This is a genomic window from Lysinibacillus composti (assembly GCF_016908465.1).
In the GTDB taxonomy this organism is placed as follows: domain Bacteria; phylum Bacillota; class Bacilli; order Bacillales_A; family Planococcaceae; genus Ureibacillus; species Ureibacillus composti_A.
The window spans coordinates 89,592-104,947 of sequence record NZ_JAFBDY010000004.1; the positions used below are offsets into that span (position 1 = coordinate 89,592).

Sequence of the window (15,356 nt, forward strand, 5' to 3'; positions counted from 1 at the left end):
TATAAATGGAAAAATACAACAATTGGAAACTTAAGTTTTATACAATATGGGCAGGGCAGGCAGTATCATTAATCACTAGTGCCATCCTGCAAATGGCGATTATTTTTTACCTTACAGAAAAAACAGGATCTGCGATGGTCTTGTCTATGGCTTCACTTGTAGGTTTTTTACCCTATGCGGTCTTTGGACCAGCCATTGGTGTATTAGTGGATCGTCATGATAGGAAGAAGATAATGATTGGTGCTGATTTAATTATCGCAGCAGCTGGGGCCGTGCTAGCTATTGTTGCATTGTATATGGAGTTACCTATCTGGATGGTTATGGTAGTATTGTTTATCCGTAGCATTGGAACAGCTTTTCATACCCCGGCTCTCAATGCGGTTACTCCACTTTTAGTACCAGAAGAACAGCTTACGAAATGTGCAGGCTATAGTCAGTCTTTGCAGTCTATAAGCTATATTGTTAGTCCGGCGGTTGCAGCATTGTTATATTCTGTTTGGGAATTAAATGCTATTATTGCCATCGATGTATTGGGTGCTGTGATTGCGTCTATTACGGTAGCAATTGTACGTATTCCTAAGCTTGGCGATCAAGTGCAAAGTTTAAAACCAAATTTCATAAAAGAAATGAAAGATGGAATTGTCGTACTGAAACAAAACAAAGGATTATTTGCCTTATTACTTTTAGGCACACTATATACATTTGTTTATATGCCAATTAATGCACTATACCCTTTATTCAGTATGGAATATTTTAATGGGACACCGATGCATATTTCTATCACCGAAATTGCGTTTGCCTCTGGTATGCTGGCAGGAGGCTTGATATTAGGAAGATTGGGAAGTTACGAAAAGCGTGTACTATTAATAACGGGTTCATTTTTTATGATGGGAGCTAGTTTAGCCATTGCAGGATTACTTCCTTCAAATGGATTTGTAATGTTTGTAGTCTGCTGTGCAATAATGGGGCTTTCGGTGCCATTTTATAGCGGTGTGCAAACAGCTCTTTTTCAGGAGAAAATTAAGCCTGAATATTTAGGACGTATATTTTCTTTGACCGGAAGTATTATGTCATTCGCTATGCCGCTTGGCTTAATCCTTTCTGGGTTTTTTGCTGATAGAATCGGTGTAAATCATTGGTTTTTACTATCAGGTATTTTAATTATTGGCGTTGCTATCGTTTGCCCGATGATGACCGAGATTAGAAAATTAGATTTAAAACAAAATTCATAGGAGGGACATATTTATGTATTTAATTTTCATGTAATTCTTCCTGCTTAAATCGTAGGGTTTTCCCTGCGTACAAGCAAATGAAAACATGCGATTATAGACAGGAGGAAAATGTTATGGAATTGATATTAAAAGCAAAAGACATTCGTGTGGAATTTAAAGGACGCGATGTTTTAGATATAGACGATTTAGAAGTATATGATTATGACCGTATTGGTTTAGTAGGAGCAAATGGTGCAGGAAAAAGCACTTTATTTAAGGTGATTTTAGGAGAATTAACTCCTCCAGGATGTAAAATGAATCGTCTAGGTGAACTTGCCTATATCCCTCAGTTGGACAAGGTAACCTTGCAAGAGGAAAAAGATTTTGGACTTGTAGGCAAGCTTGGTGTTAATCAATTAGATATTCAGACCATGAGCGGCGGTGAAGAAACAAGGCTTAAAATAGCACAAGCTTTATCGGCACAGGTTCATGGTATTTTAGCGGATGAACCTACCAGTCATTTAGACCGTGAAGGAATTGATTTTCTAATCGGACAGCTAAAATATTTTATAGGTGCACTGTTAGTTATTAGCCATGACCGCTATTTTCTTGATGAGGTAGTAGATAAAATATGGGAACTGAAAGATGGCAAAATCACTGAGTATTGGGGAAACTATTCTGATTATCTTCGCCAAAAAGAGGAAGAACGCAAGAGCCAGTCTGCAGAATACGAACAATTTATTGCGGAACGTGCCCGATTGGAAAGGGCTGCGGAGGAAAAGCGAAAGCAGGCCCGTAAAATAGAAAAAAAGGCAAAAGGTGCTTCAAAGAAAAAAAGTACTGAAGGCGGAGGGCGTTTAGCTCATCAAAAATCAATGGGAAGTAAGGAAAAAAAGATGCATAATGCCGCTAAGTCCCTAGAACATAGGATTGCGGCCTTAGGAAAAGTAGAAGCCCCAGAAGACATTCGTAGGATTCGTTTCAGGCAAAGTAAAGCATTGGAGCTCCACAATCCATATCCTATTGCTGGTACGGAAATTAATAAAATATTTGGAGATAAGGTATTGTTTGAAAATGTATCTTTTCAAATTCCGCTTGGAGCAAAAGTGGCATTAACTGGTAGTAATGGAACCGGAAAAACAACTTTAATCCAAATGATCTTAAACCATGAAGATGGAATTTCTATTTCACCTAAGGCAAAAATAGGTTACTTTGCACAAAATGGTTACAAGTACAACAGTAATCAGAATGTCCTAGAGTTTATGCAGGAGGATTGTGATTACAATGTATCGGAAATTCGTTCAGTGCTAGCATCCATGGGGGTGAAACAGAATGATATTGGAAAAAGCTTATCTGTTTTAAGCGGCGGAGAAATTATTAAATTATTGCTAGCTAAAATGCTTATGGGTAGATATAACATCTTACTAATGGATGAACCGAGCAACTTCCTTGACATACCAAGCTTAGAGGCTTTGGAAATACTAATGAAGGAGTATGCCGGAACTATAGTATTTATCACCCATGACAATCGGCTACTTGATAATGTGGCTAATGTGATTTATGAAATCAAAGATAAGAAATTAAACTTAGTCCGATAATTATTTTACTTTTCTTATTTGACAGATCGTAAGTAGGGCAGTGAAAAAGATTATGGATTTTATCTAAGCGCTAAGTAGTTTAGATCACTAATCAGGGAAAATAAGGCCTTCAAGATGAATTCTGAAGGCCCCCCTTTCCATATAAATATACGTAAAGCTTAAGGAACATATGGCAAAAAAGGTGTTTCTCAACATGAGATATAGCTTTTGATATTGAAAGGAGTGATTCAGTATGATAGATAATATTATTCAATCAGTGACAGAAAAATTATCCTCTTTGCCTTATATAGAAGGCATCGTATTAGGGGGTTCTCGTGCAAGAGGCACCCATACAGAGGATTCTGATATAGATTTCGGAATCTATTACAATTCAGAGTTATTTGACATTACAGTAATTAATCAACTTGCTACAGAGTTGGATGATGAGAATAGAAGCAACCTTATTGTACCTCCCGGAGCATGGGGTGATTGGATTAATGGCGGCGGATGGTTAGTCATAAACGGATATCATGTGGACTTAATTTTACGTGATATTAAACGGGTGGTACAAATAATCAAAGATACGGAGCAAGGAATTGCTACTGCTAATTATCAGACGGGGCATCCCCATGGATATATAAGTGCTATGTATCGAGGAGAATTAGCGATTAGCAAAATACTATATGCTAATGATGAAAACTTTTATGAGTTTAAAAAGCAAGCAGAACGTTATCCAACCGCTTTGCAGAAAGGATTAACTGAATTTTTTATGTTTGAGGCAGGTTTCTCTTTAATGTTTGCTGAGAACAATATAGATAAAGACGATGTATCCTATGTTTGCGGGCATTGCTTTCGAAGCATATCTTCCCTTAATCAAGTCTTATTTGCAGTAAATAAAGAATACTGTATAAATGAAAAAAAGGCTGTTAAGATGATCGAGGATTTTAAGATCAAGCCAAGCGATTACAAGGAAAGGGTCGATAAGGTTATTTCCTTAATATCAACTAATGTAGATTGTACAAGAAAAGGAATAGAGATTCTTCAAAGACTAGTAAATGAGGTTGAATACCTGAAAGGAGCCCATATTCAATGACGGGGCCAGATAAGAAAAAGCTTTATCCGAATGAAAATATAAAGACGGTTTGCTATATAAGTAATCTACCTAAAAGACCAAATGTTGAGATTGGTGAATACACTTATTACAGCGACAATAATAAATCTCCTGAGAAATTTTATGATAATATAGAGCACCACTACGAATTTCTTGGAGATAAACTCATTATAGGCAAGTTCTGTGCAATTGCAGCGGGTGTTAAGTTTATCATGAATGGTGCAAATCATAGAATGGATGGAATTACAACCTATCCCTTTAATATCTTTGGCTGTGGATGGGAAAAAGTGACTCCTACAATAGAACAACTTCCTTTTAAGGGTGACACAGTGATTGGCAATGATGTGTGGATAGGTCAAAATGTAACCATAATGCCAGGTGTTAAAATTGGAGATGGTGCGATTATTGCTGCTAACTCAACAGTAGTAAAAAGTGTTGAACCCTATTCAATATATGGTGGGAATCCAGCTAAGTTTATCAAAAAACGCTTTAGTGACGAAAAGATTGAATTCTTGCTAAAGCTTCAATGGTGGAATTGGAGCGAAGAGGAAATATTTAATAATCTTGAAATGTTAACATCCGAAGCAGGGTTAGAGCAATTAATGAATAAACAAATGTAAACTAAAGGGTTTCCCGAATAAGGTGAGTCGACTACATTGTGCACAGATTGTCGGATGGGTAAATGCATCCTCTGATAATATTGATGATGAAAGGAGGTTGTTTGATGGATTCTTTAAGAAGTATGAATAATGCATTGGCATATATTGAAGAGCACTTAACAGAGGAAATTGATTATAGTGAAGTATCTAAAATCGCTTATTGTTCAGAGTATCATTTCAAGCGGATGTTTTCTTTTTTAGCAGGCATAAGTTTATCAGAATATATTCGGAGAAGAAGACTGACGTTGGCTGCACTTGATCTGAAAGATAGGGATTTGAGAATAATTGATGTAGCCGTCAAATATGGCTATAATTCGGCTGATTCATTTTCCCGTGCTTTTCATTCCCTGCATGGCATTCTCCCTTCTGAGGCAAGGAGTGAGAATACACAATTAAAAGCTTATCCTCGAATGACCTTTCAATTATCAATTAAAGGAGGATGCGAAATGAACTATCGTATTGTTGAGAAAGGACCTTTTAAGTTAGTAGGATTTAAGAAGAGAGTTCCAATTATTTTTAAAGGTGTCAATCCAGAGATTGCAAAAATGACTGAACTTTTAACCACGGATGTTATTAAACAATTAAAAGCAATTTCAAATGTAGAACCAACAGGTATTATTAGTGCTTCCACTAATTTCTCGGAAGGAAGAATGGAAGAAAGAGGAGAACTAGATCATTACATCGGTGTAGCAACTTCAAGTGATGAAACAGCAGAATTTGATGTATTAAAAATTGATGCTAGTACTTGGGCTGTATTTGAATCGATTGGACCATTCCCGGAAACACTTCAAAATGTGTGGGGTAGGATATATTCAGAGTGGTTTCCATCATCAGGATACGAGGCGGTTGAAGGTCCTGAAATTTTATGGAGTGAGAGTCCAGACACTGGGAATCCTAAGTATAGAAGCGAAATTTGGATTCCAGTAAAGAAAAAAGACTATTAATTACATCAATGTTTACGAAAAGGGCGCTCCTATTAAGAGTGCCCTTTTCGTAAACGGTACGATTGGTGAATGTTTGGCGTAGCTAATTTCGGGTTGTGCTAGGCACCCCCGAAACAATAAAAGCTTAACTTCACTGATAATATACTCTTCCTCACTTTAATTATAACATATACAAAATTGCAAATATAGACTGTTCGTTCTGAATTTCAACTGCTATACTTCGATAGTATATTAGTGAGATTTGTTGGGGGATTTGGGATAGTGATTATTTTGCTCTGCTTCATTAATCGACGAATTGGCAAAAGGCAAGCCAATGGAGAAGATCTTGAGCAGTTGAAGTTCTGGATATACTCATCATAACATTCAATTAATTTGGAGGTAAGATTAGATGAATAAAAAATTTGATCCAAATAACGTTATTATTAAAATCTGCATGAGTGGGATGGGATTGGAGGACTGTGGAAACAGTGAGGGTGCGATTGCGATGTTTCATAAAGCATGGCACGAAGCAACGGATGACTATGAAAGATTTATCGCAGCTTATCATTTAGCTCGTATACAAGAAAATATTACAGATAAATTAAAATGGATGGAAACATCCTTACAGTGTGCACAAAATATAGATGATGATAACGTTAAGAGTGCTTACTCCACGTTGTATATAAACATTGCCAACTGTTATGAGGAGTTGGGTGATTCTGAACAGGCAACTAGAAATTATGAATTGGCCAAATCATATAATGGTGCACTAACAGATAAAGGCCCATTTTACCATGGGACAAAGGCAGATTTGAAAGTTGGTGATTTTCTGATAGCGGGTGGAAATTCAAATTACAAACCTGGGCTTAAAATGAACCATATTTATTTCACTGCTAATGTCAATGGGGCAGGTCTTGCAGCAGCATTAGCAAAAGGAAAAGGAAGAGAACGCGTTTATATAGTAGAACCTACAGGTGAATTTGAAAACGACCCAAATGTTACTGACAAAAAGTTCCCTGGTAACTTAACGCGTTCTTATCGCTCACAAGAACCTTTAAAAATTATTGGTGAAGAAACAGAGTGGACGAAACCGACAGCTACTAAGCGACGAGAATGGCATGAAAATTTAGCTAAAAACAAAGGCGATATTATTAACTAAACACATTTAATGGTGTGATAGTTGAAGGTCGATATGTTCCCGCCTACCGATAGTGCCAAAAACGTAGTGGATATGTTTCCGAGAACGGATACGCTCAAATGACATTCATTCTGTCCTCTCGAGCCACTGTGAAGCGGTTGCATGGTTGGAGTTATTATAAAAGTTAATAGAGTCCTTTTTATCTGTAATAGATGAGAGAAAGGGAGAGCATTTTGGAAGAACATGAAATCTTCTTTAAAAGTTATTTTACGAGCACAGTTGCGACATTTTAAAAAGATTGAAACAGCACTTGTCAATAAAGATTTCGAAACAGCAGAATTATTAATGAAACAATTGATTGAAGACACGCAAAAAGGAATAGAGGATTAATCCGCTGTTGCATGGTTGGAACTTGTATAAGGCACATACAAAGTATAGAAATATCTAAAGAATATTTGCATCCGAGAGTCCCAAAAAGGATTCTTGGATTTTTTTATAGAAAGATTAAAAGTGAAAAGTATTTAATACGACCTTCTAAACTTTCTGGATATTTTGAGTTGTTTACGATGGTAAGTCTGGTAATTTTAGCAGCTCAAGAGGTGATGGTTGTTATTGAGTTTGTTTTTCAATTCCAGCCATTCATAATAACCCACCAGTAGGAAATACTGTATAGACAGTTTATATAATGGGGGACAGATTGATTATGCCTGAATTGCCAGAGATGGAAACATATAAAACACTACTTGGGTCTTTGATAGGTGGGCAAAAAATCTCGGCTGTTGAGATAGGGCGCGAAAAGTCTATTAACGTACCAGTCGACAAGTTTACTATGAATGTTGCAAATCAAACAATAAAAACTATTACTAGAAGAGCCAAATATTTGGTTTTTCAACTACAGGATGGGTCATGTTTACTGTTACATCTAATGCTTGGAGGGTGGATGTTCTTTGGCAAAGAGGAAGATAGACCAAACAGGACAATTCAAGTAAAACTATCCTTTGGAGAACAACATTTATTTTTCATTGGACTACGATTAGGCTACCTGCATTTTTTATCGCCTGAAGAAGTTAAGAAAGAGTTTGAAGACTTGGGACCTGAAGTGCTTGATCCAGATTTTACATTAGATGCCTTCCACCAGATCATGCAAAAAAGAAAGGGCGCAATAAAAACAACATTAATCAATCAAGAAGTGTTAGCGGGAATAGGGAATGGATATTCTGATGAGATTCTTTGGCATGCAGAAATTAGCCCTGATAAAAAAATCAATGAACTAGACGATCAACAATTAACGAGGGTTTATCATTCGATTCAATTCATCCTTAATAAAGGAATCAAACAAGGCGGTTATATGGAAAATCCGTTATTTAAGGGAGATGACAATACAGGAGGCTACCAATTTTATGTGCATGACAGAGAAGGTAAAGAATGTTCCCGTTGTAATACTACCATTATAATAAAAGAAATCTCTTCGCGGAAAACTTACTTTTGCCCTAAATGCCAGCATTAAAGGACGTTTTTATTTTATCCATCGTGAAGCAGTCGCATGGTCGGAGAGGTATAATAGAATAGCAGCTAAAATAGAGGGCATCTATATTAGCTGCTATTCTGTTTATAAAAATACATTTAAGACAATCTAAAAAAATAAATATCGCCGGACTTTGCATTAGTTTTGTTATACGTTTTTTCATATGTGGCCATACTACTGTCGCTTAGATCTATTTAATTTTACTTTTAACGAGCACTTGCTAAGCCAACTGAAGTATTCTCATATTTTCTGTCCTCAATTGCCTTTACCATAAAATGGGCAACGCTTGCACGTGGAATAGAGCGAGATGTAGTAGGTACGCCTTCGAATGTTTCGATATAATCGAGTTCTAGTGCCGTATCCTTCAAGCCCATTGGACGAACAATTGTATAAACGACATCTTTTGACATGATTGCCTCTAACGCTGCACGATGATCTTTTAATGGCTTTTCCAATAATTTCATCATCATTTTTCCTGAAATTCCTGGAATTTCATTAAATACCCCAGCCGATGCACAATAGATAATACGTTTAACATTAGCAGCCTCCATCCCATCTGCGATATTGTGACCCATTCGTTGAATAGACGTATCTTTATTAGGACCTTTTGTGGAACCGATACAAGAAACTACAACATCATGACCCACAATTGCCTCTGCTACTTTTGCAGGATCAAATGCATCCCCTTGAATAATTTGAACTCCTTGAATGTCCATTTTTTCAGGTGTACGAACAAAAGCAGTTACCTCATATCCTTTCTGAACTGCCTGCTGTACAAATAATTTTCCAACACCGCCCGTTGCACCAAATACGATAAGCTTCATTGGGCATCACCTCTAACGTATATTTATTCGAGTATAGCACTCTCTAACTTGAAAACAAATTAACAGGTGAGGGGAGTATCTTCAATCTCTTCGATTTGTGGTTTTATTTGGAATAATATCCCTAGGTTGATTCTGTGTAAATTGATAAAAGACTAATATTCCTTTGAAAAATACAAATGCTAATAGTCGAACTTCATCTAAAATTTGTGCTTTGTTAGAAGAATGAAATGTAGTAAACAAGGTATCTATGGAGCTGTTACATGAAGTAACTTCTTAATTTATTGTATTTAATGAAAGAGTAAATTTAACTTGTTTTAGCATTATATAGGCTACTCTAGTGAATTTGTGTTTGATAATAAGTGATAAAGCATGATATAAGTGTTAAAGAAGTAAGAACATTTAAGTTTATAATTTTGGGACGAGGTGCCTGTCCCCTCGTCCCTTTTGAAGCTGTATGTATGATGAGAGGATTTGAATTTGAAATGATAGATAATTTTTGGCAAGATTTACCCCGGCCATTTTTTGTACTTGCACCTATGGAAGATGTAACAGATGTTGTTTTTCGTCACGTAGTAAGTGCAGCCGCTCGACCGGATGTATTTTTCACAGAGTTTACGAACTCGGATAGCTATTGTCATCCAGAGGGCATGAAAAGTGTGCGCGGTCGCTTGATTTTTACAGAAGATGAACAGCCTATGGTAGCACATATTTGGGGGGATAAACCTGAATATTTCCGCCAAATGAGCATAGGTATGGCCGAGCTAGGATTTAAGGGAATCGATATTAATATGGGCTGCCCTGTACCGAATGTGGCATCAAGAGGAAAAGGGAGTGGACTTATTCTGCGTCCAGACGTTGCAGCAGAACTTATTCAAGCAGCAAAAGCAGGTGGACTGCCTGTCAGTGTGAAGACAAGGCTTGGTTTCACAGAAATTGAAGAGTGGCAGGATTGGCTAACGCATATTTTAAAACAGGATATTGCAAACCTTTCGATTCATTTACGTACAAGAAAGGAAATGAGCCAAGAAGATGCGCATTGGGAGCTCATTCCGGAAATTAAGAAATTACGTGATCGTGTTGCACCAGATACGTTATTAACCATCAACGGAGACATTCCTGATCGTCAAACTGGTCAGCAACTTGCTGAAAAGTATGGTATTGATGGTGTTATGATCGGGCGAGGTATCTTTAAAAATCCTTTTGCTTTTGAAAAAGAGCCAAAAGAGCACAGCAGTAAGGAATACCTTGATCTTTTAAGACTGCAACTTGATCTTCAAGATCAATATGCTGAAGTTCTTCCACGTTCAATTACGGGGCTTCATCGCTTTTTCAAAATTTATGTTAAAGGTTTCCGTGGAGCAGGTGAACTAAGAAATCAATTAATGAGTACGAAATCAACAGATGAGGTGCGGGCATTACTTGATCGATTTGAAAAGAGCGTAGATGAGACAGGGACAGTAGATTAAGGTAAACCCTCAAAAAAATAGGGATCTCCCTTGTAAAACGATAGTTAAGATAACTCCAGTTGACTCTGTATTTGACTCGAGCAATGATACACCGATCAACGGTAGCTAAATGCTTATTTATAGGGCTTTTCAAAAGTTCCGTGACTTTTGGGAAGCCTTTATTTTATAGTATAGTCTATAAAATGGAAATTATAAAATTTTTATTTTACCTCACGTTTAAATGTTGTGTCAATAAGAAATTTGTTATTTCATCGAAAAAATGTTATAATAGTCTTACAATTGTTTTTCCAATCGTATTCTGAATTCAACTGTTTTTTTGCAGATAGAATTGTGAATACGTTTTTTTAATAATTTTTTTACCGAAGAAAAATTAAACACACGGAGGACTAATATTAATGAATTTAATTGATAAGAAAGTTACACACAAACGTTTTGGCATGGGTAACATAGTTAAGCATAATGAAACTAGTATTGAAATACATTTTGAAACTGAAAAGAAAAAGTTTGTTTTCCCTGATGTATTTGAGAAGCACTTAAAAATACATGATCCAAGTGTTGCTGATTCACTGGAAAAGATTATACAGGAAAAGGAAATGGCACGAAAAGAAGAAGAATCGAAGAAGGAAGAGGAAAGAAAACTACAACGAAAAAAACAGGAACTTCGAATGGAACATGAAAAACTTATGCAAAATCATAAGCTTCATCCTGAATCACAAATGGTTTTTTGGTGTGATACAGAAGAAAAGAATAGTGTTTTTTCAGAGTGGAGTGTTTTCTCAGGTGAAATTAAAAGCGGTAATAACAAAGGGAAGCCAAACAAGCCCATCCGCTTGCACCAAAATAGCGCTGTTTTGTTAACAGCAGTTGATTCCGACATGCCTGAAAAAGACAGACGAATCTTAGGCGTCTATATGGTGAATGAAGAGTTTATTGGTAAGCTTTGTGATGATGGAAATGTTCCTGCGCATTCAAAGTTTAGACTGCAACTTACAGAACAGGAATCAGATCAGATGCTTTTCTGGAAATACTATATAAATGAAAAGTCGCCTCAAAAAATGACATGGAATACAGGCAAATATCGTTATTTTGATAATATATGGATGGCTCAAATCTTACTTGATATCATATCGTTGAAAAGCGACCCAAAAGAAAGAGAGCTGGCACAACAATTTTTTGAACACTTTTGTAAAATGAATCAAATAGTACCTCAAGAATTACCAAAGCCAAATGGCGCATTAATGCGTAATTAGACGTAGCCAATTATATAGTAAGTAAAAGGAAAAGCCTCCTCATTAAAAATGAAGCCACTGAAAAAGTCGATTTCAATAAAAAAGTATAGTAATGACTTGATTTATCGATCTTTTGAAGTGAATTCCACTTCAAACATAACACAAGAGAATGTTATTATGACTTTTTATAATTTATAAGTTTTCAATGGCCTCATAAAAATGGAGGCCTCTTTTTGTTTATTATAAGAATAATTTTTCTAATTTTAATGGTTCGATATATTCTCCGTCTTTATAAGCACGCATGTTACCACCAGAGATTTCATCTATTAGAACAATTTGTTTAGCTTCTCCTGTACGACCAAATTCAAATTTAATATCGTATAACTCAATATCTTTTTTCGCTAGTTCTTCCTTAACAACGTTTCCGATTTGTTGAGTCAATTCTTTTAATACTTTATATTCATCTTTAGATAAGATACCAAGCATATCTAATGCATCTTCACTAATTGGTGGATCTTCTCGCTCATCGTCCTTAATTGTCACTTCGACAAAAGCATCTAGTGGTTGCCCTTCTTCAGCGTATAATCCGTATCTACGTAAAAAGCTTCCTACTGCTCGATAACGGCAAATTACTTCAAGCCCACTTCCAAAAACTTCAGCTGGTTTTACAGTCATTGTTGCATTTTCGATATCGGCATCAACATAATGAGTTGGGATTCCTTTTTCTTTTAATACTTCAAAAAAGTATTTTGTTAGCTTTAGTCCAGCACGTCCAGCACCTTCGATTGTCAAACCAACTGAATTTGCGCCTGGATCAAATACACCGTCAACTCCGGTAACATCATCTTTAAACTGAAGGAGGTAGTTGCCATCCTCTAATTCATAAACATCCTTTGTTTTTCCTGTATAAATATGCTTCATGTCAAATCAAATCTCCTTTAAAATTTTAGCGATTATTGGAATAGCGCGCATTACAAGTAATGATAAAACAATAAAATATGATTGTATATAATTTGCTCAATTTTATAAATATTGAGAATAAAGATTGCAATCTATAACCAATTAGTGTTGTCTAAAGTTTAGAGGCAAGTTCTTAGTTGATAGAATGAGAAAGGATGATTCGATGCCAAAGATTAAAGATGAGATTATTTTAAGAGGGCTTAAGGAAAATAATTTAAAAAATATAGATTTAAACATTCCAAAAGGAAAAATTATTGTTTTTACTGGTCTTTCAGGTTCTGGAAAGAGCTCAGTTGTTTTTGATACATTGGCAACAGAAAGTAGACGGCAAATGACGTTGAATTATCCTCTCTATGTAAGAAATCAAATGCCGAGATATGAACGACCCAACGCCGAACTTATGAAAAACTTAAGCCCGGTTGTAGTGATAGAACAAAGATCCATAGAAGGCAACTCCCGCTCAACGGTAGGAACCTATATGGATATTAATCCATTAATAAGACTATTATTCTCGAGAATAGGCAGTCCCTCCATAGGTTCGGCCAATGATTTTTCAAGTCAAAGTTCTTTTGGTAGATGTCCGAAATGTAGTGGATTTGGGGAGGTAGTAGCGCCAGATTTAAATAAGTTGATTGATTACAATAAATCGCTCCGAGAGTACGCAGTAAAATTCAAACCCTTATCGCCTTCAGGTTGGCAAGGTAGATGGATGATGACTGGAGGATTATTTGATCCCGATAAATCCATTAAGGACTACTCAGAAGAAGAACTTCAGCTGTTGATATATGGCCCCCCAGAAGGTGAAAAAGTCTATGCACCATTTCATACAAAAAATGGACCTCAACCTCACGAGTGGGATGGATTATTGCCTAGATTTACACGTCTATATATCAATCGAGATATCTCAAAGCTAAGAGAAGTATCACAAGAAGACATTTTTGCAGTATCAACTCGAATTTTATGCCCAATCTGCCAAGGTTCTGGTCTAAATCCACAAGTTTTAGAATGTAAAATAAATGGATTAAATATAGCAGAATACAATCATTTAGAGCTTTCAGATTTACTAGAAGAATTAAAGAACATCAATAATCCTATAGGAAGATCAATAGCACAACAAGCTATCCCACATATCACACAATTAATTGACATGAGTCTAGGATATTTAAGTTTATCAAGAAATATGGGTACCCTGTCTGGTGGAGAAGCTCAAAGGGTAAAAATCGCGCGACATTTGGGGAGCAGTCTAAACAACATTACATACATTTTTGATGAACCAAGCGCAGGACTACATCCGGAAGAAGTAGATCTTTTAATTCAGATGCTAAAAGCAATAAAAGACCAATATAATACTGTCGTTGTAATTGAACATGATCTATCAGTAATTAAGGTAGCAGATGAAATAATTGAGATGGGACCGGGGGCAGGTATAAACGGGGGAGAGGTTGTTTATCAAGGAAAACTGGAAGGATTGAAAAACACACCAACTGCAATAGCAATCAACCATAAGTTGAAAATAAATAAAAATCCAAGAGAAATAAAAAATTATTTCACAATAAAAGGGGCAAGTCATAATAACTTAAAGAATATAAGTGTAAATATACCTGGAAATGTATTAGTTTCTATATGTGGTGTATCTGGATCGGGTAAGAGTACTCTTATGTTAGAAGCCTTTACAGAACTGTATCCAGAAACCATAGTGGTAGGGCATGGCAGCATAGGAGTCTCCAACCGTTCTACTTTAGCAACATATATGGGAATAATGGATGATATTCGCTCAATATTTTCAAAAGAAACAAAACAACCAGTTGGCTTATTCAGCTTTAATTCCTTGGGAGCGTGTCGAATCTGCAAAGGTAAAGGCGAAATCATACCAGAGGTCGCATTTGCTGATCCAGTGACTATTCCCTGTGAAGCATGTGGCGGTAATAGATATTCAGATGAAGCGCTAAAGTATAGCTATCAAGGTAAAAATATAGTAGAGATATTAGATTTAACTATAGACGAGGCTATAGATTTTTTTAATATATCAAAGATCATAAAAAGAGTTAGCACACTAAAAGACGTGGGATTAGGGTATTTAACCTTAGGACAAACGACAAGTTCATTAAGTGGAGGAGAAATTCAACGGTTAAAACTAGCAAGTCATTTACAAAATGAAGGGGAAATCTATCTATTAGATGAGCCATCCTTAGGACTACACAAAAAAGATAATGAAACACTTTTAAAAGTTTTTCAAAATATTATAAACAGAGGGAACACCGTGATCATGATTGAACACAATCTAGACTTTATTGTAGCGAGCGATTGGATAATCGAATTAGGTCCGGGAGGGGGAAAACTAGGCGGACATATTATATTTGAAGGCACACCAGTAGAATTGTTAAAGGCTAACACATTGACAGGGAAATGGTTAAGAGATGGGACTAATGAAAAATTATGATGGGCGTATAGTAGTTAGTAAATGGGACATGTCAAGCTCCCTTAACCAACATTGTGTTTGCCCTAAGATTAGGGGGCGAATATAGGCTAACGAGTAGAAAGTTGTGATGTTGATCTTGCTTCTCCGAGGATAAGAATTGCTTGGGAATTGGCATCGTAATACTATATATATGTTGATATAAGACTCCTTATTTAAATACTTATAAGAAACCATCGAGTAAAACAAAGGATAAGCGATTAAAAGTAGTAATGATGAAGTAATGGAAATAGAACCTTTTAACACTAGGGAGGAAA

General features: G+C 36.1%; 13 protein-coding genes. 11 read left to right on the forward strand and 2 right to left on the reverse strand.

The genetic code is table 11. The annotated features are described in order from the left end of the window. Positions 1 to 5: 5 nt before the first annotated feature. The 8 genes from mef(A) (at position 6) to JOD29_RS06720 (ending at position 8,126) form a co-directional block, all read left to right on the forward strand. Positions 6 to 1,232 carry a macrolide efflux MFS transporter Mef(A) gene (mef(A), locus tag JOD29_RS06685; protein WP_042357457.1) on the forward strand — a complete coding sequence of 409 codons (1,227 nt, stop codon included), beginning with the start codon at positions 6 to 8 and terminating at the stop codon, positions 1,230 to 1,232. Between the two features lie 113 nt (positions 1,233 to 1,345). After that, positions 1,346 to 2,809, forward strand: a complete 1,464-nt coding sequence (msr(D), locus tag JOD29_RS06690; protein WP_042357455.1) for an ABC-F type ribosomal protection protein Msr(D) — start codon at positions 1,346 to 1,348, stop codon at positions 2,807 to 2,809. A gap of 232 nt (positions 2,810 to 3,041) precedes the next feature. Next, positions 3,042 to 3,881 (forward strand): nucleotidyltransferase domain-containing protein, encoded by an 840-nt coding sequence (locus JOD29_RS06695; protein ID WP_007750460.1) that lies wholly within the window; start codon positions 3,042 to 3,044, stop codon positions 3,879 to 3,881. Continuing rightward, positions 3,878 to 4,519, forward strand: coding sequence for a Vat family streptogramin A O-acetyltransferase (locus JOD29_RS06700; RefSeq protein ID WP_018664418.1), 642 nt, complete (start codon positions 3,878 to 3,880; stop codon positions 4,517 to 4,519). Before JOD29_RS06695 ends, JOD29_RS06700 begins: the two co-directional genes overlap by 4 nt. 104 nt (positions 4,520 to 4,623) lie before the next feature. Next, positions 4,624 to 5,502 (forward strand): AraC family transcriptional regulator, encoded by an 879-nt coding sequence (locus JOD29_RS06705; RefSeq protein WP_039236463.1) that lies wholly within the window; start codon positions 4,624 to 4,626, stop codon positions 5,500 to 5,502. Positions 5,503 to 6,226: 724 nt separating this feature from the next. Continuing rightward, positions 6,227 to 6,640 (forward strand): NAD(+)--rifampin ADP-ribosyltransferase, encoded by a 414-nt coding sequence (gene arr, locus JOD29_RS20725; protein WP_069955805.1) that lies wholly within the window; start codon positions 6,227 to 6,229, stop codon positions 6,638 to 6,640. A 222-nt stretch (positions 6,641 to 6,862) separates the two neighbouring features. Continuing rightward, on the forward strand, positions 6,863 to 7,009 hold the full coding sequence (locus JOD29_RS06715) for a hypothetical protein (protein WP_158610532.1): 147 nt from the start codon (positions 6,863 to 6,865) through the stop codon (positions 7,007 to 7,009). A 313-nt stretch (positions 7,010 to 7,322) separates the two neighbouring features. After that, positions 7,323 to 8,126: an Fpg/Nei family DNA glycosylase gene (locus JOD29_RS06720; protein WP_124763842.1), complete on the forward strand. Its 804-nt coding sequence runs from the start codon at positions 7,323 to 7,325 to the stop codon at positions 8,124 to 8,126. A gap of 224 nt (positions 8,127 to 8,350) precedes the next feature. On the opposite strand, the gene JOD29_RS06725 is transcribed toward JOD29_RS06720, so the two are convergent. Next, on the reverse strand, positions 8,351 to 8,968 hold the full coding sequence (locus tag JOD29_RS06725; RefSeq protein WP_124763843.1) for an NAD(P)-dependent oxidoreductase: 618 nt from the start codon (positions 8,966 to 8,968) through the stop codon (positions 8,351 to 8,353). Between the two features lie 482 nt (positions 8,969 to 9,450). On the opposite strand from JOD29_RS06725, the gene JOD29_RS06730 reads away from it, so the two are divergent. Further along, positions 9,451 to 10,434 (forward strand): tRNA dihydrouridine synthase, encoded by a 984-nt coding sequence (locus JOD29_RS06730; RefSeq protein WP_124763844.1) that lies wholly within the window; start codon positions 9,451 to 9,453, stop codon positions 10,432 to 10,434. A gap of 395 nt (positions 10,435 to 10,829) precedes the next feature. Continuing rightward, positions 10,830 to 11,684, forward strand: a complete 855-nt coding sequence (locus JOD29_RS06735; RefSeq protein ID WP_124763845.1) for a malate synthase — start codon at positions 10,830 to 10,832, stop codon at positions 11,682 to 11,684. 219 nt (positions 11,685 to 11,903) lie between these two features. On the opposite strand, the gene JOD29_RS06740 is transcribed toward JOD29_RS06735, so the two are convergent. Next, positions 11,904 to 12,584 carry a phosphoribosylaminoimidazolesuccinocarboxamide synthase gene (locus JOD29_RS06740; protein ID WP_124763846.1) on the reverse strand — a complete coding sequence of 227 codons (681 nt, stop codon included), beginning with the start codon at positions 12,582 to 12,584 and terminating at the stop codon, positions 11,904 to 11,906. A gap of 202 nt (positions 12,585 to 12,786) precedes the next feature. Between JOD29_RS06740 and JOD29_RS06745 the strand changes: the two genes are divergently transcribed. Then, the gene (locus JOD29_RS06745; protein ID WP_124763847.1) at positions 12,787 to 15,063 is read left to right on the forward strand and encodes an ATP-binding cassette domain-containing protein; all 2,277 of its coding nucleotides are present in this window, start codon (positions 12,787 to 12,789) and stop codon (positions 15,061 to 15,063) included. The last annotated feature ends 293 nt before the right edge of the window (positions 15,064 to 15,356 follow it).

What these genes read in the sequence shown, in the direction of transcription:
- JOD29_RS06700 (WP_018664418.1), top strand. Translation starts at nt 3,878, where the DNA reads ATGACGGGGCCAGATAAGAAAAAGCTTTATCCGAATGAAAATATAAAG.
- JOD29_RS06740 (WP_124763846.1), bottom strand. Translation starts at nt 12,584, where the DNA reads ATGAAGCATATTTATACAGGAAAAACAAAGGATGTTTATGAATTAGAG.
- JOD29_RS06715 (WP_158610532.1), top strand. Translation starts at nt 6,863, where the DNA reads ATGAAATCTTCTTTAAAAGTTATTTTACGAGCACAGTTGCGACATTTT.
- JOD29_RS06705 (WP_039236463.1), top strand. Translation starts at nt 4,624, where the DNA reads ATGGATTCTTTAAGAAGTATGAATAATGCATTGGCATATATTGAAGAG.
- JOD29_RS06695 (WP_007750460.1), top strand. Translation starts at nt 3,042, where the DNA reads ATGATAGATAATATTATTCAATCAGTGACAGAAAAATTATCCTCTTTG.
- JOD29_RS06745 (WP_124763847.1), top strand. Translation starts at nt 12,787, where the DNA reads ATGCCAAAGATTAAAGATGAGATTATTTTAAGAGGGCTTAAGGAAAAT.
- JOD29_RS06720 (WP_124763842.1), top strand. Translation starts at nt 7,323, where the DNA reads ATGCCTGAATTGCCAGAGATGGAAACATATAAAACACTACTTGGGTCT.
- JOD29_RS06730 (WP_124763844.1), top strand. Translation starts at nt 9,451, where the DNA reads ATGATAGATAATTTTTGGCAAGATTTACCCCGGCCATTTTTTGTACTT.
- JOD29_RS06735 (WP_124763845.1), top strand. Translation starts at nt 10,830, where the DNA reads ATGAATTTAATTGATAAGAAAGTTACACACAAACGTTTTGGCATGGGT.
- JOD29_RS06725 (WP_124763843.1), bottom strand. Translation starts at nt 8,968, where the DNA reads ATGAAGCTTATCGTATTTGGTGCAACGGGCGGTGTTGGAAAATTATTT.